Raw genomic sequence first — 18,397 nt, forward strand, 5'->3', positions numbered from 1 at the left:
AGTAAGTTGTTGTAAATTTAATGTATCTTTACTAAGAAAAATTTATGTTATAAGTGATAAAGTAGTAGATAAAATTACTTGTTTTGATAATTAGACAAGTTTCGATAACTCGTAACAATAATCATAAATCATTCCCGAGTAGAATGAAAGGAAATATGCTATACTTTAATCTAGACAAATAGCTAATTTTAGAGGTGTATATATGAAAATATCAACAAAAGGTCGTTATGGCCTAACTATTATGATTGAGTTGGCTAAAGAATATGGTCAAGGACCAATCCCACTTAGACAAATTGCATCTGAGAACAACTTATCAGAAGCTTATTTAGAACAACTTGTTTCTCCTTTAAGAAACTCAGGCCTTGTAAAAAGTGTTCGTGGTGCATACGGTGGTTATATGCTGTCAAAAGCACCCCATTTAATCTCTTCAGCAGATGTGATTAAAGTTTTAGAAGGTCCAATTCAACCTGTTGAAGGTATTGAAGAAGAAGCTCCACCACAACGAGAGCTTTGGTTACGTGTTCGAGATGCTGTAAAAGACGTACTTGAAACAACAACACTTGATGATTTAGCAACTTATACAGAAGAACATAATGACGATGGCTATATGTTTTATATTTAAAAGGAGTTTTTTATCATGAAAGAAATTTATCTTGACCATGCTGCAACTTCTCCTATGCATCCAGCTGTAATTGAGAAGATGGCAGAAACTATGGGAGTAGTTTTTGGCAATCCCTCTAGTATTCATGGCATTGGTCGATATGCTCGCAAATATTTGGACGAAGCAAGAACAGTAATTGCAAAATCTATTGGTGCAAAAGACCGCGAAATCATCTTTACCAGTGGTGGTAGTGAAGCTGATAATTTAGCGATTACTGGTACAGCACATGCAAGACGTGCAGAAGGTCGCCATATTATTACAACACAAATCGAGCATCATGCAGTACTTCATACTTGCCAACAACTAGAAAGAGAAGGCTTTGAAGTGACATATCTTCCAGTCAACGAAAAAGGAATGATCTCACTTGATGATCTAAAAAAAGCTCTTCGAGACGATACCATTTTGGTAACAGTTATGTTTGGTAACAACGAAGTCGGTACATTACAACCGATTAAAGAAATCGGTGCCTTATTAAAGGATCATCAAGCGAGTTTCCATACGGATGCAGTTCAAGCATTTGGTATTCAAAAGATTGATGTCAATGAATTACAAGTAGATTTACTATCTGTTTCTTCTCATAAATTGAACGGCCCGAAAGGCTTAGGCTTTTTATATCAACGTGATAACGCAAAAATTCAACCAATTATTTTCGGGGGAGAACAGGAGCGCAAACGTCGTGCAGGAACTGAAAATGTACCGGCAGTTGTTGGTTTAGCAGAAGCTACAAAAATTGCACAAGATAGTTTTGAAGAAAAACAACAATTATTTAAACAATTCCGCAAAACATTTTTAGATAAATTAGATCAAGCAGGTATCACTTATCATGTAAATGGTGATGAAGTTGACTATTTACCTCATGTTTTAAATATTAGCTTTAAAGGAATGGATGTAGAATCTTTTTTAGTTAATTTGGATATCGCAGGTATAGCAGCTTCAAGTGGTTCTGCATGTACAGCTGGTTCTATCGATCCTTCACATGTACTAGTTGCTATGTACGGAAAAGATGCCGATGAACTCCGCAACTCTATTCGCTTTAGCTTTGGCTATGGCTTAACACTGGAGGACATTGAAACAGCTGCAGTTAAAACAATCGAGATCGTAAAACGTCTAGTGAAATAATAGAAAAAGGTGAAACAATATGAACGTAACGAAAGACCCCTCACAAACCCGGGTTGTCGTCGGAATGTCTGGAGGAGTCGATTCTTCTGTGACGGCTTACTTATTAAAGAAACAAGGCTATGACGTCATCGGTATTTTTATGAAAAACTGGGATGATACAGACGAAAATGGTGTTTGTACAGCTACAGAAGATTATGAAGATGTCATTAAAGTTTGCAATCAAATCGGAATTCCTTATTATGCAGTAAACTTTGAAAAACAATATTGGGATAAAGTATTTACTTATTTCTTAGAGGAATATAAAGCAGGTCGTACACCAAATCCTGATGTTATGTGCAACAAAGAAATCAAATTTAAGGCATTCCTAGAACATGCTTTAAAACTTGGTGCTGATTATGTGGCAACAGGGCATTATGCACGAGTAGAAGTACGAGACGGTGAAACAAGAATGTTACGCGGCGTCGATCAAAACAAAGACCAAACGTATTTCTTAAACCAATTATCTCAAGAACAATTGTCGAAAGTTATGTTCCCAATTGGAGAATTAGAAAAACCTCGTGTCCGTGAAATCGCAGCTGAAGCAGGTTTAGCAACTGCCAAGAAAAAAGACTCAACAGGTATCTGTTTTATCGGAGAACGTAATTTCAAAGAGTTCTTAAGTCAATACTTACCTGCGCAACCAGGCAATATGGAAACATTTGATGGTCAAGTGATGGGCAAACACGATGGATTAATGTATTACACAATTGGACAACGTCATGGCCTTGGAATCGGCGGAGATGGTGATCCATGGTTTGTACTAGGAAAAGATTTAGAAAGAAATGTCTTATTAGTTGGTCAAAACTTCTATAACGATAAACTATTTTCTACTAGCTTAACTGCAGTGAAAACAAGTTTTACAACACATCGCGAAATGCCTAAAAAGTTCAAAGCTACAGCTAAATTCCGTTATCGTCAAAAGGACGTACCTGTAGAAGTAGAAATTTTAGGCGAAGATAAATGGCAAGTTACCTTTAGTGAACCAACGCGTGCTATCACACCAGGACAATCTGTTGTTTTATACGATGGAGATGAATGTCTAGGTGGCGCTACGATTGATGAAGTATTTAAAAATGGCGAAAAACTAACTTACGTTGGGTAATATAGAGGTGATAGAAATGGATTTTAATGAAGAAGGCGTAAAAGCTATTCAAGAAAAACGTTATGAAGATGCAGCTAAAGCATTTACTCAAGCAATAGACGAAAATCCTAATGATCCAGTGGGTTATATTAACTTCGGTAATCTACTAGCATCAATGGATGATATAGAACGAGCAGAACGTTTTTTCCAAAAAGCAATAACATTAGATGAAAATACGGCAACAGCATACTACGGTTTAGCGAATTTATATTATAATTCAGAAAGATATTTAGAAGCTGCAAAATTATATGAGAAATCAATTCGTCATGGAATTGAAGGTGCTGATGCCTATTATATGTTAGGTAAAAGTTTTGAACATGAAGGACAACATAAGCTTGGCCTGCCTTATATGCAACGAGCAGCTGAACTTGCACCGCAAGATTTACAAATAAGACTATCTTATGGCATTATGCTATGTACATTAGAATTATTTGAACAAGCAGAGAAAGAACTAAAGTTTGTCATCGATGAAGATTGGAATAATGCAGATGCTCACTATAATTTAGGAGTATTATATGCTGTTTCTACCGACCAAATTGATGATGCAATGTATCATTTAAAACAAGCTTATACATTACAACCTGAATTTGAACAAGCACGATATATTCATGACATGCTTGCGATGAAAAAGAACTAATTTGAAAGAAGGGGACAGAGTTGACTGGGAATTTAACATTATTTACAGACGAGCAGCTTTTTATCGTCGGTCGACCTGTCGTTACCATTTTTCATAATGCACAAAATTTGTTTTCAATTGTAAAGTTGAAAATTCAAGAAACAAATACGGACTATAAAGAAAAGGAAATAATCGTCACAGGTTATTTTCCTAAAGTTGTCGAGGATGCTATATACCGCTATACAGGTCAACTGAAGCAACATCCTAAATACGGCCTACAGTTTCAAGCTGCTACTTTTGAAAAAGAGATTCCAGCAACTGAAACTGGGGTCGTTCAATATTTAGCTAGTGATTTATTCCCTGGAATCGGTCGTCGTACTGCTGATATTATCGTCAAAAAACTAGGGGCAAATGCTATCAAAGTGATTATTGAAAACCCAGATGCATTAGATGAAATTCCTCGATTAACTGAAGAAAAAAAGCAAACACTACGTTCAGTTTTGGAACAAAATCTTGGACTCGATCGCATTATGATTCAACTCAATGAATGGGGATTTGGCGCACAAATTGCAGTGAAGATTTACCAAATGTACGAAGGTGAAACATTGCAAGTGTTGCAAAAAAATCCTTATCGATTAATTGAAGATATTGAAGGAATTGGTTTCCAACGTGCAGATGAACTTGGTGCAAGATTACATATAACAGGAAACCATCCAGATCGGATTAAAGCTGCGATTTTACATCTTTTGAATGTAGCTGCACTATCAGAAGGACATGTTTTTCTTGATGCTAGTGAAATAATACCTGAAGCTAAACGACTTCTAGAAACAAGCCAACGATGTGCGATAGAATACGATGATATCTCAAAATGTATTATCGAATTAGGTGAAGATGGTAAAGTATGTGGCGAAGAAACAAGAATCTATATGCCCTCACTCTATTATTCGGAAATTGGTATTGCATCGAAAATAACTGAACTAGTCAAAAAAAACAAAGAACATTCTGCTTTTCCAGCATCAGAAATTCGTAAGCGAATAGGGGATGCTGAGGAAAGGTTTGGTGTTAGTTACGCAGAAACGCAAATCGAAGCAATTGAAACCGCCATTAATTCCGCTGTAATGATCTTAACAGGTGGTCCAGGTACTGGGAAAACAACTGTTGTCAAAGGAATTGTAGATGTCTATGCAGAATTGCATGGGTTGTCATTGAATCCAAAGGAGTATGCCGAAAAAGATGAAGATTTTCCAATTGTTTTAGTTGCTCCAACAGGTCGTGCAGCAAAACGACTTAGCGAATCTACTGAACTCCCTGCGATGACTATTCACCGATTATTAGGATTTACAGGTCAAGAAAAAGATGAAGATTCAGATCGCGAAGTCGCGGGTAGACTTATAATCGTGGATGAAATGTCGATGGTAGATACTTGGTTAGCTCACCAATTATTAAAAGCATTGAACGATGATTGCCAAGTGATTTTTGTTGGGGACCAAGACCAACTACCACCAGTTGGGCCAGGGCAAGTACTAAAAGACTTACTTGCCTCGAAGTCAATTCCAACTGTTGAACTTACCGATGTTTATCGTCAATCAGAAGGTTCTTCAATTATTGAACTGGCACATCAGATGAAACAAGGCGAAATTCCTCAAGACTTAACAGTTAAAACAAGTGATCGATCATTTATCCGAGTTGGTCAAGAGCAAATTGCAGATGTAGTTGGTCAAGTAGTGAAAAGTGCCATAAAAAAAGGATTTTCTATTCATGACATACAAGTATTAGCACCGATGTATCGGGGAACTGCTGGTATTGATGCTTTGAACAAATTGTTGCAAGAACTTTTGAATCCTAAGAAAAGCGAAAAAACAAAAGAAATTGCTTTTGGAGATACGATTTATCGAATTGGTGATAAGGTATTGCAACTCGTCAACCAACCAAATAATAATGTATTCAATGGAGATATGGGGGAAGTAATTTCCATTATAAAAGCGAAAGAAACGGTTGAAAAAACAGACTTATTAATAGTTTCTTTCGATGGTATTGAAGTAACATATCAAAAAGGTGATTTAAATCAACTAACACTAGCGTATTGTTGCTCGATTCATAAATCCCAAGGTAGCGAATTTCCAATGGTAATTATGCCGATTGTTAGAAGCTATTCTAAAATGCTTCGGAAGAATTTACTCTATACGGGTATTACAAGAGCTAAAAACTTTCTTATCCTTTGTGGAGAACCTGATACTTTTATCTATGGTTTCCAAAGAACTGATGATTCAAAAAGGCATACTAGTCTGGCAGATCGGTTAATGAGTGATACACCTGTTGAAAAAAAAGTGAAAAGTCCTATAGAAAATGTTGACTCATCATCAGAAACGATAAATGTAGAAGAAGCCCCTATAGAATCAGATTTAGCAGAAACGAATGGAGAACCTGCTAAGCTGACTATGGAGAATGTATATAGCATCCATCCCATGATCGGCATGAATGGTATTAGTCCATATGACTTTATGAATAATGAGAATTGACATAATGACAGGCATTTTTTAAAATAAGAAAGAGAAAAAATGGATACAACTAGTCATATAACGCAAATGTACTATTTTTAAACCCTATATTTAGAAATCGTTGAAGGAAAAAAGTACTTATTGGAAAGTGTTCAGAAAGAGATTCCTTGGCTGCGAGAATCTTCAACTTCCAATTTGGAAAAGCTCGTCCTGAGTGCAGTTAAAAACTGTCGTTAACCGCGTTAAGGTAAAGTAAGAGATAATAGTGTAAATTATTATAATTAGGGTGGTACCGCGAATATAACCTTCGTCCCTTTTAAGAGGATGGGGTTTTTTTTATTGTATTAAAGGAGGAAATAATTTCTATGCAAACATCTGCAGAAATTCGTCGTAAATTCATTCAATTCTTCGAAGAAAAAAATCATAAACAAGAGCCAAGTATGCCACTTGTTCCAATTAATGACGCATCATTACTTTGGATTAACTCTGGTGTAGCAACATTAAAAAAATACTTTGATGGTTCCGTTATACCTGAAAATCCACGTATAACAAATGCTCAAAAAGCAATTCGTACAAACGATATCGAAAATGTTGGTAAAACAGCAAGACACCATACTTTCTTTGAAATGCTTGGTAACTTTTCTATCGGTGATTACTTTAAAAAAGAAGCTATTCATTTTGCTTGGGAATTTTTAACTGATCCAAAATGGATGGGATTCGATGGTGCTAAATTATCCATTACAATTCACCCTGAAGACCAAGAAGCATATAATATTTGGAAAGATGAAATCGGTGTGCCTGAAGAACGCCTAATCCGTTTAGAAGGTAACTTCTGGGATATTGGTGAAGGTCCAAGTGGTCCAAACTCAGAAATCTTCTATGATCGTGGCGAAGAATATGGCAATAACCCAAAAGACCCTGAATTATATCCAGGTGGGGAAAATGAACGTTATCTAGAAATCTGGAACCTTGTGTTCTCACAATTCAACCATAATCCAGATGGTACTTACACTCCACTACCAAAGCAAAATATTGATACAGGTATGGGACTTGAACGTATGGCTTCAGTTGTCCAAAATGTACCTACAAACTTTGATACAGATTTATTTATGCCAATCATTGAAAAAATTGAAGAATTTGCAAATCGCAAATATAAACGCCCTAACGAAATAGATTTCAATGAAATTTTCGGTAGTGAAGAAGATATAAACACACCATTCAAAGTAATCGCAGACCATATTCGTACTGTAGCATTTGCTATTGGTGATGGTGCTCTACCTTCAAATGAAGGCCGAGGCTATGTATTACGTCGTTTATTGCGTCGTGCTGTTCGTTATGCAAAACAAATTGGTATTGAAAAGCCATTTATGTTCGAATTAGTTTCAACTGTTGGTGCAATTATGGCTGATTTTTATCCACAAGTACAAGAAAAGGCAGAATTTATTTCACGTGTTATTAAAAACGAAGAAGTTCGTTTCCATGAAACACTACACGATGGTTTAGCTATTTTCAATGAAGTTGTAGAATCACAAAAAGCAAAAGGTGAAACAGTTATTCCAGGCGCTGATGCATTCCGTTTGTATGATACGTATGGTTTCCCAGTAGAACTTACTGAAGAATATGCTGAAGAAGTAGGTATGACAGTAGATGAAGCTGGTTTTGAAGCTGAAATGGAAGCACAACGTGAGCGTGCTCGTAATGCTCGTCAAGATGTTGACTCTATGCATGTACAATCAGAAGTGTTAGCAAACTTAAAACAAGAAAGTACTTTTGTTGGTTACGATACATTAGAAACAAATACAAGAGTTGCTGCAATGGTTGTTGGCGGACAAGAAGCAAAAACAGCATCTGAAGGTGACGAAGTATTAGTTATTTTAGCTGAAACACCATTTTATGCAGAAATGGGTGGACAAATCGCAGACCATGGTACAATTTCAAACGATTCATTCACTGCATCTGTCAAAGATGTACAAAAAGCACCAAATGGTCAACCGTTACACACTGTACTTATTGAATCTGGTGAAATGCATGTAGAAGATGAAGTGTTCGCAAAAGTCGATCGCGCTGAACGAAACTTAATTGTGAAAAACCATACTGCAACTCACCTTTTACAACGCGCATTAAAAGATACTCTTGGCGAACATGTAAACCAAGCAGGTTCATATGTAGGGCCAGATCGTTTACGTTTCGACTTCTCTCACTTTGGTGCTGTGACAAAAGAAGAATTAGAAAAAATCGAACAAATTGTCAATGGAAAAGTTTGGGAAGGCATTCAAGTCGTTATCGAAGAAATGCCGATTGCAGACGCAAAAGCAATGGGAGCAATGGCATTGTTCGGAGAAAAATATGGTGATGTTGTTCGAGTTGTTCAAGTATCTGACTACTCAATTGAATTATGTGGTGGTATTCATGTGAAAAATACTTCTGAAATTGGCTTCTTCAAAATTATTTCCGAAGGTGGTATCGGGGCAGGTACTCGACGTATCGAGGCAGTTACAGGACAAGCAGCATATATTGCCGCAAAAGAAGAACAACATATTCTAGAACAAGCTGCGGGACTTCTAAAAGCAAATCCAAAAGATTTGGTTGCTCGTGTAGAAGGATTACAACATGAGTTAAAAGAACAACAACGTGAAAATGCATCACTTTCAGCTAAAATTGCTGGAGCTCAAGCATCTAATATTCTTTCTGCAGCTCAACAAATTGGTAATGTTACAGTTCTTTCTACAAAAGTAGATGCAAAAGATAATAATCAATTACGCCAATTAATGGATGATTTAAAAGGTAAAATGGATAACAGCATAATTGTTCTTGGAGCAACAGCTGGTGAAAAAGTTATGTTATGTGCAGGTGTAACAAAAGATATAGCAGGTGGAAATTATCACGCTGGTAATATCGTCAAACATGTAGCAGAACAATGCGGTGGTAAAGGCGGCGGTCGCCCTGACATGGCAATGGCTGGAGCAAAAGATGGCTCAAAATTGGCAGAAGCGTTGGATTCTGTGTATAATTATGTAAAATCTATTTAAAAGGCATTAAGAATCAGGTATACTAAAAATTATAAGATGTTTTAATTTCCAACAACTTTAAAGTGAGGTGCTGAGCATGAGTAAGTTTGATCAAACGATGAAATTTAATTTCCCAGAAGAATCTATGGAACAAGAAGTAAGAGAAACCATGCTTCATGTTCATGCAGCACTAGAAGAAAAAGGGTACAACCCGATTAACCAAATAGTTGGATACCTATTATCGGGAGATCCCGCTTATATTCCTCGTCATCAAGATGCTCGTAACAAAATTCGTAAGCTTGAACGTGACGAAATTTTAGAAGAACTAGTTAAGTTCTATATTAAGAAGAATAACGGAGCAAAATGATGAGAATAATGGGTTTAGATGTAGGCTCCAAAACTGTTGGAGTAGCAGTTAGCGACGCCCTTGGGTGGACAGCTCAAGGCGTTGAAACTGTTAAAATTGATGAGGAAAATGGTGAATTCGGTATCGAAAGAATCAGTGAACTCGTCCAACAATATGGAGTAACGGAATTCGTTGTTGGATTCCCGAAAAATATGAATAATACAATTGGTCCCAGAGGAGAAGCATCACAAGCTTATGCAAAGCTTTTAGAAGATACTTTTTCAATGCCTGTCACACTTTGGGACGAGCGTTTAACTACGATGGCAGCAGAACGATTGCTTATTGAAGCAGATGTTCGACGCAAAAATCGTAAAAAAGTCATTGATAAGATGGCTGCGGTCATGATCCTACAAGGATTTTTAGACCGAAAACAATTATGAGGTGAAAAAATGGAAGAAGAATTAGAACAACGTCATATCACAGTCGTTGATGAAGATGGTAATGAGCAACTTTGTGAAGTGCTTCATACATTTGACTCCGCAGAATTTGGAAAATCTTATGTCCTTTATTCTGTAATTGGTTCTGAAGATGAAGATGGTACTGTTGAAATTTTCGCATCATCTTTTATTCCTTCTGATGATGGTACAGATGGTGAATTATCACCAATCGAAACCGAAGAAGAATGGGATTATATTGAATCTGTTATTGAAGAATTAGATGAAGGAATTGAGCAAGAATAAGTAACTCAAATAATCAGAAGAGGTGACTGGAAATGACACAAGAACACGAACACAATCACGAACATATTATTGCAGTAGACGATGAAGGAAATGAACAAGTATACGCTGTACTATACACTTTCGATTCAGACGACTTCGGTAAATCATATGTACTGTATTATAAAGAAGGCGCAGAAGAAGGCGAAGAAGTAGAAATTTTTGCATCTGCAATCAACCCTGCTGAAGATGGTGAAGGTGGAGAACTTGTTCCTATCGAAACAGACGAAGAATGGGATATGGTTGAAGAAGTATTAAACACTCTTGATGCTGAATTTGGTGAAGAGTAACGAGTAAAATCGCCCAAGCGGAATGAGTACTTAGCATTCCGCTTTTTTTATTGAAAGTGAGTCCAATCATCAGGCTGGATAAGTTTACAATAAGCGAGATATACTCTTTTCAAAGGAGGACTTGCAATTGAGTACAAATTCATCAAAAAAAGATCAAATCAATATGTTAAAAGAAAGACAAGCAGAAAAAAAGCTTGTTCGAAAAATTGTATTAATCATTTCGACTATAATTGTAGCACTAGTACTTGTTGTAGGGATTAGTATGTATTTCTATATAAAAGGTGCATTGAAACCTGTAAACGAAAGTGCTAACAAATCAGTAAAAATAGAATTTCCAATTGGTTCTTCTTTAGATTCAATCTCGCAAACTTTAGAAGAAAAAGGAATTATCAAAAATGCTAAAGTATTTAAATACTATGCAAAATTCAAAAATGAATCAGCCTTTCAAGCTGGTACATATGAATTAACACAATCAATGACCATTGATGAAATTATTAAAAGTTTAAAAACAGGAAAAGTTTATCGCCAACCTGAATTTACGATAACCGTTCCTGAAGGATTGACTCTTGACCAAATAGCTGAACGAGTATCTAAAAGTACCGACTACTCTAAGAAGGAATTTATGGATTTAGTGACAAGTAAAGAATTTGTAAAGGATATGAGAAAAAAATATCCTAAAACGGTCACTAAGGCTGTATACAACAAGAATATTCGTTATGCACTAGAAGGATATTTATACCCATCAACATATCCATTCTTTGAAGAAAAACCTAAACTTGAAGAGATAGCTGAACAAATGGTTGCTCAAACAGATGAAGTTGTAGGATCATACGCAGTACAATTGAAAGAAAAACGCATGTCTGTTCATAAATTTTTGACTTTTGCCTCATTGCTCGAACGAGAAGCTACAGCTAAAGCAGATCGTGAAACAATTGCAAGCGTATTTTACAATCGTATTGATAAAAAAATGCCATTACAAACAGACCCAACTGTTCTCTATGCTTTAGGAAAACATAAATCTCGTGTATTGTACAAAGATTTAGAAGTCGATAATCCATACAACACATATAAGAACGCAGGATTACCACCAGGTCCAATTTCTAATGCAGGTAAAGAGTCGTTAGAAGCAGCTATTAATCCAGCTGAAACCGACTATCTATACTTTGTAGCAGATGAAAAAGGAAACAACCATTTCTCTAAAACATACAATGAGCATTTAAATAAAGTCGATCAACATATTAAATAACCAGATAGAAGAAAGGCGACTCTCGCTTTTCTTCTATTTTCATGATAAGATAAAGTGTATTTTTATAATAAGGTTTTGATTATGATAGTGTTTTTTACGAATCATATGATTTAACAGTATTCATAAACAACCAATCTAATAACAAAAGTAGCTCATTTAGCTACTGGATCAGAAATGAAGGAGTGAGTGTTGAATGGCTATTTCGGATGCATATACAAAATCCTTCATTCAACCACGTAATGCATTACTAATGGAAATGGAACAATTTGCAGAAGAAAACTATGTTCCTATTATGCAATTACCAGCAATTGAAATCTTACTTCAAATGCTTCGTATACAAAATCCCGCCACAATTCTAGAAATCGGAAGTGCTATTGGTTACTCAGCAATTCGTATGGCTGAAACCGTTAAGGATGCCAAAATTGTTACAATCGAACGTGATGAAACAAGGATTGAACAAGCGAAGCAATTCCTATCAAAGTCCGATGTGAAAGATCATATTGTATTACTTGAAGGAGACGCGTTAGAAGTGGATGTAGAAAGTACCTATCCATCTTTTGATGCTGTTTTTATTGATGCTGCAAAAGGGCAATATAAAAAGTTTTTTGAAAAGTATAGCCCACTTGTGAAAAAAGGCGGAATACTATACATCGATAATATGTATATGCATGGCCTTTCAGATTTAGATATGAAAGACGTGCCAAAGCGAAAAAGAACAATGATTCGAAATCTACACCAATTTGCTGAATGGATTATTGCCAATCCGGACTATCAATCCTCATTCTTCCCAGTTGGTGATGGGTTATTGATTTGTATAAAGAGGTGACCATTGATGAAAAAACCTGAATTACTCGTGACACCACAATCTATTGCCCACGTTAAAGCACTTATCCAAGCCGGAGCAGATGCTTTTTTAATAGGTGAACAACAATTTGGTTTGCGTTTAGCAGGAGAATTTACTATTGAACAAGTAGCAGAAGCTACAACTTTAATACATGATGCAGGGAAAAAAGTTTATGTTGCTATGAATGCCATTTTCCATAACGATCGTGTAGATGGGCTTGCGCCATATATGCGAAAATTAGCGAAAATAGGCGTTGATGGGATTGTCTTTGGCGATCCTGCTGTAATTATTGCAAAACGAGAAGCAGAAGTGGACATTCCATTACATTGGAGTCCTGAAACAATTGCCACTAACTGGTTCCAAGCAAATTACTGGGGAAAACGTGGCGCAACTCGTGCAGTACTAGCACGTGAATTGAGCATGGAAGAAATTATTGAGATTAAAGAAAATGCTGAAGTTGAAATTCAAGTACAAGTACATGGTATGACATGTATGTTCCAGTCAAAACGCCCACTACTAGGCCATTATTTCATGTATGAAGGAAAAGCTATGGAAGTTGAAAATCGTAAAAGTGCACGAAATATGTACTTATATGATAAAGAACGTAATAGTAGATATCCGATCTATGAAGATTTAAATGGAACACACATATATAGTCCAAATGATATGTGTATCATTGATGAACTAGATGAATTATTTGAAGCAGAGATTGACGCTTTTAAAATTGAAGGTGTCTTGCAATCTGAAGAATATGTTGTAACAGTAACAGAATGTTATCGTAAAGCAATCGATGCCTATGCAGAATCACCAGATACTTATTTTGATATTAAAGAAGAATTATTAGCGAAAATTGAAGAAATTCAACCTGAACTACGCCCACTTGATACCGGCTTCTTCTTTAAAGAAACTGTCTATTAGGAAGGAGGAGATCCTGTGACATTATTACAAAATGATCATATTAGTGAAATACGTGACGGTAAAAGAGTTATCGTCAAAAAACCAGAGTTATTAGCACCAGCTGGTAACTTAGAAAAATTGAAAATTGCTGTTCACTACGGCGCAGATGCAGTGTTTATAGGTGGACAAGAGTTTGGACTTCGTTCAAATGCAGGGAATTTCTCAATCGAGGAAATTCATGAAGGTGTAGAGTTTGCCAAAAAATATGGAGCAAGAATTTATGTAACTACAAATATTTTTGCTCATAATGACAATATGGATGGACTCGAAGATTATCTACGTGCACTTGAAAATGCTGGAGCAGCAGGAATTATTGTAGCTGACCCGTTAATCATTGAAACAAGTAAAAAAGTTGCACCAAAACTTGAAATTCACTTAAGTACACAACAATCTCTTTCAAACTGGAAAGCTGTTCAATATTGGAAAGAAGAAGGTTTACAACGTGTTGTTCTTGCCAGAGAAACAGGTGCAGAAGAGATTAAATTGATGAAAGAAAAGGTAGATATCGAAATCGAATCTTTCGTTCATGGCGCAATGTGTATCGCTTATTCAGGTCGATGCGTATTATCTAATCATATGACTGCACGTGATTCAAACCGTGGAGGTTGCTGTCAATCATGTCGTTGGGATTATGATTTGTATGCAGTAGAAGATGGTGAGTCAAAACCTTTATTTGATAAAGGTGATGAAGCATTTGCTATGAGCCCTAAAGACTTAAAACTTATCGAATCAATTCCGAAAATTATTGAATTAGGTATCGATTCGTTAAAAGTTGAAGGACGTATGAAATCTATCCATTATGTTGCAACAGTAGTCAGCGTTTATCGTAAAGTAATCGATGCTTATTGTGCAGACCCAGATCACTTCAAGATTAAACGTGAATGGCTTGAAGAATTAGATAAATGTGCAAACCGTGAAACTGCTTCTTCATACTTTGAAGGAGAACCAGGATACGAACAACAAATGTTTGGTGTACATGGTAAACAAACAAAATTCGACTTCGTAGGTATGGTTTTAGATTACGATGAAGAAACAAAAATGGTAACATTACAACAACGTAATTACTTCAAACCAGGAGATGAAGTAGAATTCTTTGGCCCTGAAATTGAAAACTTTACAGTTGTAATTAATGAAGTTTGGGATGAAGATGGAGAATCTTTAGATGCTGCACGACACCCATTACAAATCGTTCGCTTTAAATGTGAACATAAATTATATCCGCATAATATGATGCGCAAGGAGATGCGATAATGGGAAAAAAACGTCCAGTCCTAATTGGAATTGCTGGAGGTTCTGGTTCAGGTAAAACAAGTGTTACCCATGCCATCCATGATGTATTTAAAGAGCATTCAGTAGTTGTAATTGAACAAGATTATTATTATAAAGATCAAAGTCACTTAGAGTTTGAACAACGTCTGGAAACGAATTACGATCATCCAGATGCATTTGATACTGATTTATTAATTGAAGATATAAAACGTCTTTTAAATCGTGAAGCAATTGAGAAACCAGTATACGATTATGCACTTCATACTCGTTCAAAGGAAACGATTCATATTGATCCACAAGATGTCATTATTTTGGAAGGAATCCTTGTTTTAAGTGACCCAAGTCTACGGGATTTAATGGATATTAAATTATTTGTAGATACAGATGCAGATTTACGTATTATTCGCCGTATTTTAAGGGATATTAATGAACGAGGACGTTCAATGGATTCGGTTATTGAACAATATCTTTCAGTTGTTCGTCCAATGCATAACCAATTCATAGAACCAACAAAAAGATATGCAGATATCATTATTCCAGAAGGCGGACAAAATGAGGTAGCGATTGATTTAATGGTCACAAAAATTAAAACAATCCTTGAATCTGATAGTATTGTGTAATATCATGGTAAATGATGAACAAATATTCTTTTTAAAAACTATGTCGCATTCTTATTGAAATCGCGACATAGTATTTTTATTAAGTTAGGCTATGTTTATTTCATATGAATTTTATTGTGAGCATATCATGCATATAAACGATTCAATCGAGTGTCCACTAGTGGAAGGGCTTTACTTCTTTTGGTCTATATAAAGCGGATTCTTCACATATATAAATATCGATTAACAGAGCCATTAAGCTAAGATGTAAGTTAAGGAGTGAATGTAAATGTCAACTGAAAAACAATATCCAATGACTGCCGCTGGTAAGAAAAAATTGGAAGAAGAATTAGAATACTTAATCACTACAAAACGTAAAGAAGTAGTAGAACGTATTAAAATAGCTCGTGGTTTCGGTGACCTTTCTGAAAACTCAGAGTATGATGCAGCAAAAGACGAACAAGGTTTCGTAGAAGGACGTATTACACTTCTTCAAACTATGATTCGTAACGCAATGATTATTGAAGAAGGTACAAGTGCTTCTGACATTGTTACAATCGGCCGTACTGTAACATTCAAAGAGCTTCCAGATGAAGATCCAGAAACTTATACAATCGTTGGTTCAGCAGAAGCAGACCCATTTGAAGGACGTATTTCAAATGATTCACCAATTGCCAAAGGTCTATTAGGTAACAAGGTCGGCGATAAAGTTAAAATCGTCACTCCTGGTGGAGATATGGACGTTCAAATTATCGAAATCAAATAATTTATTTTTGATTTACTAAAAAGACTTTTATAGCGAGTATGAGAACGGATGAATCCTTCTCATACTCGCTTTTTCACTTAAAGCTATGGATTTCAGAATTCTTTCATTCAAAAAAGTTATTACATTATGCATCAGTTAGAATATTTCCTAACAATGGTTCATATAGATGTCATTAGTTGCGTTTTTGGTATTTGCTAGAAGATATATTCCATTCTATGCTATGATAATTATGATATAGGCAACCTTTGTTAGCTTCAACCTAGAACCAAATTTAAAGATGAACAGGGGGAGTACATATGGCTGAAATTGGACGTCGATATAAACCAAAAGAAAAAAAGCCTAAAAATACAGGTAAGAAAAAAATGGACAAAATTCTAAATGTTTTAATCGGAGTAGTAGTTGTCCTAATATTAATAGTTGCTGGTTTTATCGTGATTGGCGGATCAGATAGCAAAGATACTGCAAATGATAAAGTGGCAAAAACAGTTGAACAAGACAATGATAAGCAAGATGAAAAGATAGTAGAAAAAGATAATTCAAAAGAGCTAGAAAAAGAGAAAGCTAAACAAGCTGAGGAATCTCAGAAAAAGGATGAACAAGATCAAACTCAGACAGAAGATACGAATGATGTAAATTCTGCAGCAGAAAATACAAGTGAAGAAAATAATAGTAATCTAGCAACTGATGAAGAAAGCAATTCTACAGCAACTAATTCCAACTCTAGTAGTTATAACTATGAAGAAAGTGAAACAGCTACTACTGAAACATCTGGGGATGCTAATGTATTAAAAGTCGTTACTGACTCAAATTGGAAACCTACAAAAACTTCTCAAAAAGATAAGGGCAGTTCCCATGTATCTAGCTATACTAAAGGATCTGTCGATTGGAACGAAAAAATTACAACCATTGCAAATACAGCTGGTCTAGATGAAAAAGATATGATTGTATGGTATGTAAAAAATGGAGGCAGTCCAGATACATCTGTTGGGATTGTTTCATCAAAAGATAAGGAAAAAAGTTATCGCGTATCGTTGAAATGGGTTCCTGAAGAAGGTTGGAAACCAACAAAATTAGAAGTACTTAAAACGTATAAAGGTGCATATTAATATATAAGACGGTTATCCGGTTCTTGACGGATAACCGTTTTTTGCTTTAGATTAAAAAGAGAAGGTTGCTTGTCACGCCAAAGTATCAGTTATTGTGAAGGTATTTCAATAATTTTGAAGATAGATTATATGGATCATTTGAACTGAAAACTTGACTGATTCAAAGTTTTTACTAAAGCTTGATAGAAAAGCACCGTATAAGAGAGGAAGATTTATCAAATGAAAATTGCTGTAATTGGCGCAATGGAAGAAGAAGTAGAATTATTAAGAAGCACACTTCAAAATACATCAACTAAAACTATTGCTAATAGTGAATATACAGAAGGTACATACGCTGGAAAAGATGTAGTGTTATTAAAAAGTGGTATCGGTAAAGTAAATGCTGCGATGTCCACATCTATCTTGTTAAACGAATATAAACCAGATGTTGTGATTAACACTGGTTCTGCTGGTGGTTATGATGAAAATCTAGAAGTAGGTGCAATCGTTATTTCCGATGAAGTGCGTCACCATGATGTAGATGCAACTATTTTTGGATATGAAATGGGACAAGTCCCACAAATGCCAGCATCTTTTAAATCTGATGAGCAATTGATGAAACTTGCAGAAGAAGCAGTAGCAGAAATAGGAGAACATCAATTTGCAGTTGGTTTAATCACAACAGGTGATTCGTTTATGAATGATCCAGTTCGAGTTGAAAAAGTAAGAGGTTATTTCCCAACTATGAAAGCAGTTGAGATGGAAGCAGCAGCAGTTGCACAAGTTTGTTATCAATTTGGTACTCCATTTGTAGTGATTCGTGCTTTATCAGATATAGCAGGTAAACAATCAAATATAAGCTTTGATGAGTTTTTACCAGTTGCTGCAAAACATTCAACACAAATTGTATTAAAAGTTATTTCTAAGTTATAAGGTGTCACAATTCTGTCATCTATTTGACCTTATATGTTCAAAAACACCCCCTAGTAAGACATCTCGAGAGTGATAAGATATAGGTAAATAAGTTACTACATTCTAGGGATGTTTGGAGGGGTTAATATGACATTCATCATGATTGGCTCTATGGCTATAACTGCAATTTTAAGCCTAATTATGGTTTCAGAAGTTGCTTAGACT

The 18,397-nt window shown here is 35.6% G+C and carries 18 protein-coding genes and 1 other annotated feature; all 18 genes read left to right on the top strand.

Translation table 11 applies throughout. The annotated features are described in order from the left end of the window. Positions 1-202 precede the first annotated feature (202 nt). The 18 genes from cymR (at position 203) to mtnN (ending at position 18,193) form a co-directional block, all read left to right on the top strand. Entirely contained in the window at positions 203-622 is a 420-nt protein-coding gene (cymR, locus tag CW357_RS01655; protein WP_119414770.1) for a cysteine metabolism transcriptional regulator CymR, read from the top strand. Positions 623-637: 15 nt separating this feature from the next. Further along, positions 638-1,780: a cysteine desulfurase family protein gene (locus CW357_RS01660; RefSeq protein ID WP_199670657.1), complete on the top strand. Its 1,143-nt coding sequence runs from the start codon at positions 638-640 to the stop codon at positions 1,778-1,780. Between the two features lie 19 nt (positions 1,781-1,799). Continuing rightward, positions 1,800-2,921 carry a tRNA 2-thiouridine(34) synthase MnmA gene (gene mnmA / locus CW357_RS01665; protein WP_119414772.1) on the top strand — a complete coding sequence of 374 codons (1,122 nt, stop codon included), beginning with the start codon at positions 1,800-1,802 and terminating at the stop codon, positions 2,919-2,921. Positions 2,922-2,937: 16 nt separating this feature from the next. Beyond that, a complete protein-coding gene (locus CW357_RS01670; protein ID WP_119414773.1) occupies positions 2,938-3,597 on the top strand; it encodes a tetratricopeptide repeat protein in 660 nt (219 codons plus the stop codon). 20 nt (positions 3,598-3,617) lie between these two features. Beyond that, complete coding sequence (locus CW357_RS01675; RefSeq protein WP_119414774.1) at positions 3,618-6,095, top strand: SF1B family DNA helicase RecD2; 2,478 nt, start codon at positions 3,618-3,620, stop codon at positions 6,093-6,095. A 91-nt stretch (positions 6,096-6,186) separates the two neighbouring features. Next, positions 6,187-6,392: a binding site (T-box leader), on the top strand. 47 nt (positions 6,393-6,439) lie between these two features. Next, positions 6,440-9,103 carry an alanine--tRNA ligase gene (gene alaS / locus CW357_RS01680; protein ID WP_124217186.1) on the top strand — a complete coding sequence of 888 codons (2,664 nt, stop codon included), beginning with the start codon at positions 6,440-6,442 and terminating at the stop codon, positions 9,101-9,103. 76 nt (positions 9,104-9,179) lie between these two features. After that, positions 9,180-9,449: an IreB family regulatory phosphoprotein gene (locus CW357_RS01685; protein WP_119414776.1), complete on the top strand. Its 270-nt coding sequence runs from the start codon at positions 9,180-9,182 to the stop codon at positions 9,447-9,449. Then, positions 9,449-9,868 carry a Holliday junction resolvase RuvX gene (gene ruvX, locus CW357_RS01690; RefSeq protein ID WP_119414777.1) on the top strand — a complete coding sequence of 140 codons (420 nt, stop codon included), beginning with the start codon at positions 9,449-9,451 and terminating at the stop codon, positions 9,866-9,868. The genes CW357_RS01685 and ruvX overlap by 1 nt, the downstream gene beginning before the upstream one ends. Positions 9,869-9,877: 9 nt before the next feature. Beyond that, positions 9,878-10,168 (top strand): DUF1292 domain-containing protein, encoded by a 291-nt coding sequence (locus CW357_RS01695; protein ID WP_119414778.1) that lies wholly within the window; start codon positions 9,878-9,880, stop codon positions 10,166-10,168. A gap of 32 nt (positions 10,169-10,200) precedes the next feature. Further along, positions 10,201-10,494 (top strand): DUF1292 domain-containing protein, encoded by a 294-nt coding sequence (locus tag CW357_RS01700; RefSeq protein ID WP_119414779.1) that lies wholly within the window; start codon positions 10,201-10,203, stop codon positions 10,492-10,494. Positions 10,495-10,621: 127 nt separating this feature from the next. After that, a complete protein-coding gene (mltG, locus tag CW357_RS01705) occupies positions 10,622-11,740 on the top strand; it encodes an endolytic transglycosylase MltG (protein WP_119414780.1) in 1,119 nt (372 codons plus the stop codon). Between the two features lie 193 nt (positions 11,741-11,933). Then, complete coding sequence (locus tag CW357_RS01710; protein ID WP_119414781.1) at positions 11,934-12,566, top strand: O-methyltransferase; 633 nt, start codon at positions 11,934-11,936, stop codon at positions 12,564-12,566. A 6-nt stretch (positions 12,567-12,572) separates the two neighbouring features. Continuing rightward, positions 12,573-13,502 (top strand): peptidase U32 family protein, encoded by a 930-nt coding sequence (locus tag CW357_RS01715; RefSeq protein WP_119414782.1) that lies wholly within the window; start codon positions 12,573-12,575, stop codon positions 13,500-13,502. Positions 13,503-13,517: 15 nt separating this feature from the next. Then, positions 13,518-14,792, top strand: a complete 1,275-nt coding sequence (locus CW357_RS01720) for a peptidase U32 family protein (RefSeq protein WP_119414783.1) — start codon at positions 13,518-13,520, stop codon at positions 14,790-14,792. Continuing rightward, positions 14,792-15,430, top strand: coding sequence for a uridine kinase (udk, locus tag CW357_RS01725; RefSeq protein WP_124217187.1), 639 nt, complete (start codon positions 14,792-14,794; stop codon positions 15,428-15,430). Before CW357_RS01720 ends, udk begins: the two co-directional genes overlap by 1 nt. Positions 15,431-15,698: 268 nt before the next feature. Then, a complete protein-coding gene (gene greA, locus CW357_RS01730; RefSeq protein ID WP_119414785.1) occupies positions 15,699-16,175 on the top strand; it encodes a transcription elongation factor GreA in 477 nt (158 codons plus the stop codon). Between the two features lie 296 nt (positions 16,176-16,471). Then, positions 16,472-17,281: a YrrS family protein gene (locus CW357_RS01735; RefSeq protein WP_124217188.1), complete on the top strand. Its 810-nt coding sequence runs from the start codon at positions 16,472-16,474 to the stop codon at positions 17,279-17,281. Between the two features lie 219 nt (positions 17,282-17,500). After that, the gene (gene mtnN / locus CW357_RS01740) at positions 17,501-18,193 is read left to right on the top strand and encodes a 5'-methylthioadenosine/S-adenosylhomocysteine nucleosidase (RefSeq protein WP_119414787.1); all 693 of its coding nucleotides are present in this window, start codon (positions 17,501-17,503) and stop codon (positions 18,191-18,193) included. The last annotated feature ends 204 nt before the right edge of the window (positions 18,194-18,397 follow it).

Origin of the sequence: Rummeliibacillus sp. TYF005 (assembly GCF_003844195.1) — a bacterium.
Classification (GTDB): Bacteria; Bacillota; Bacilli; order Bacillales_A; family Planococcaceae; genus Rummeliibacillus.

What these genes read in the sequence shown, in the direction of transcription:
- cymR (WP_119414770.1), top strand. Translation starts at nt 203, where the DNA reads ATGAAAATATCAACAAAAGGTCGTTATGGCCTAACTATTATGATTGAG.
- CW357_RS01660 (WP_199670657.1), top strand. Translation starts at nt 638, where the DNA reads ATGAAAGAAATTTATCTTGACCATGCTGCAACTTCTCCTATGCATCCA.
- mnmA (WP_119414772.1), top strand. Translation starts at nt 1,800, where the DNA reads ATGAACGTAACGAAAGACCCCTCACAAACCCGGGTTGTCGTCGGAATG.
- CW357_RS01670 (WP_119414773.1), top strand. Translation starts at nt 2,938, where the DNA reads ATGGATTTTAATGAAGAAGGCGTAAAAGCTATTCAAGAAAAACGTTAT.
- alaS (WP_124217186.1), top strand. Translation starts at nt 6,440, where the DNA reads ATGCAAACATCTGCAGAAATTCGTCGTAAATTCATTCAATTCTTCGAA.
- CW357_RS01685 (WP_119414776.1), top strand. Translation starts at nt 9,180, where the DNA reads ATGAGTAAGTTTGATCAAACGATGAAATTTAATTTCCCAGAAGAATCT.
- ruvX (WP_119414777.1), top strand. Translation starts at nt 9,449, where the DNA reads ATGAGAATAATGGGTTTAGATGTAGGCTCCAAAACTGTTGGAGTAGCA.
- CW357_RS01695 (WP_119414778.1), top strand. Translation starts at nt 9,878, where the DNA reads ATGGAAGAAGAATTAGAACAACGTCATATCACAGTCGTTGATGAAGAT.
- CW357_RS01700 (WP_119414779.1), top strand. Translation starts at nt 10,201, where the DNA reads ATGACACAAGAACACGAACACAATCACGAACATATTATTGCAGTAGAC.
- CW357_RS01710 (WP_119414781.1), top strand. Translation starts at nt 11,934, where the DNA reads ATGGCTATTTCGGATGCATATACAAAATCCTTCATTCAACCACGTAAT.
- CW357_RS01715 (WP_119414782.1), top strand. Translation starts at nt 12,573, where the DNA reads ATGAAAAAACCTGAATTACTCGTGACACCACAATCTATTGCCCACGTT.
- udk (WP_124217187.1), top strand. Translation starts at nt 14,792, where the DNA reads ATGGGAAAAAAACGTCCAGTCCTAATTGGAATTGCTGGAGGTTCTGGT.
- greA (WP_119414785.1), top strand. Translation starts at nt 15,699, where the DNA reads ATGTCAACTGAAAAACAATATCCAATGACTGCCGCTGGTAAGAAAAAA.
- CW357_RS01735 (WP_124217188.1), top strand. Translation starts at nt 16,472, where the DNA reads ATGGCTGAAATTGGACGTCGATATAAACCAAAAGAAAAAAAGCCTAAA.
- mtnN (WP_119414787.1), top strand. Translation starts at nt 17,501, where the DNA reads ATGAAAATTGCTGTAATTGGCGCAATGGAAGAAGAAGTAGAATTATTA.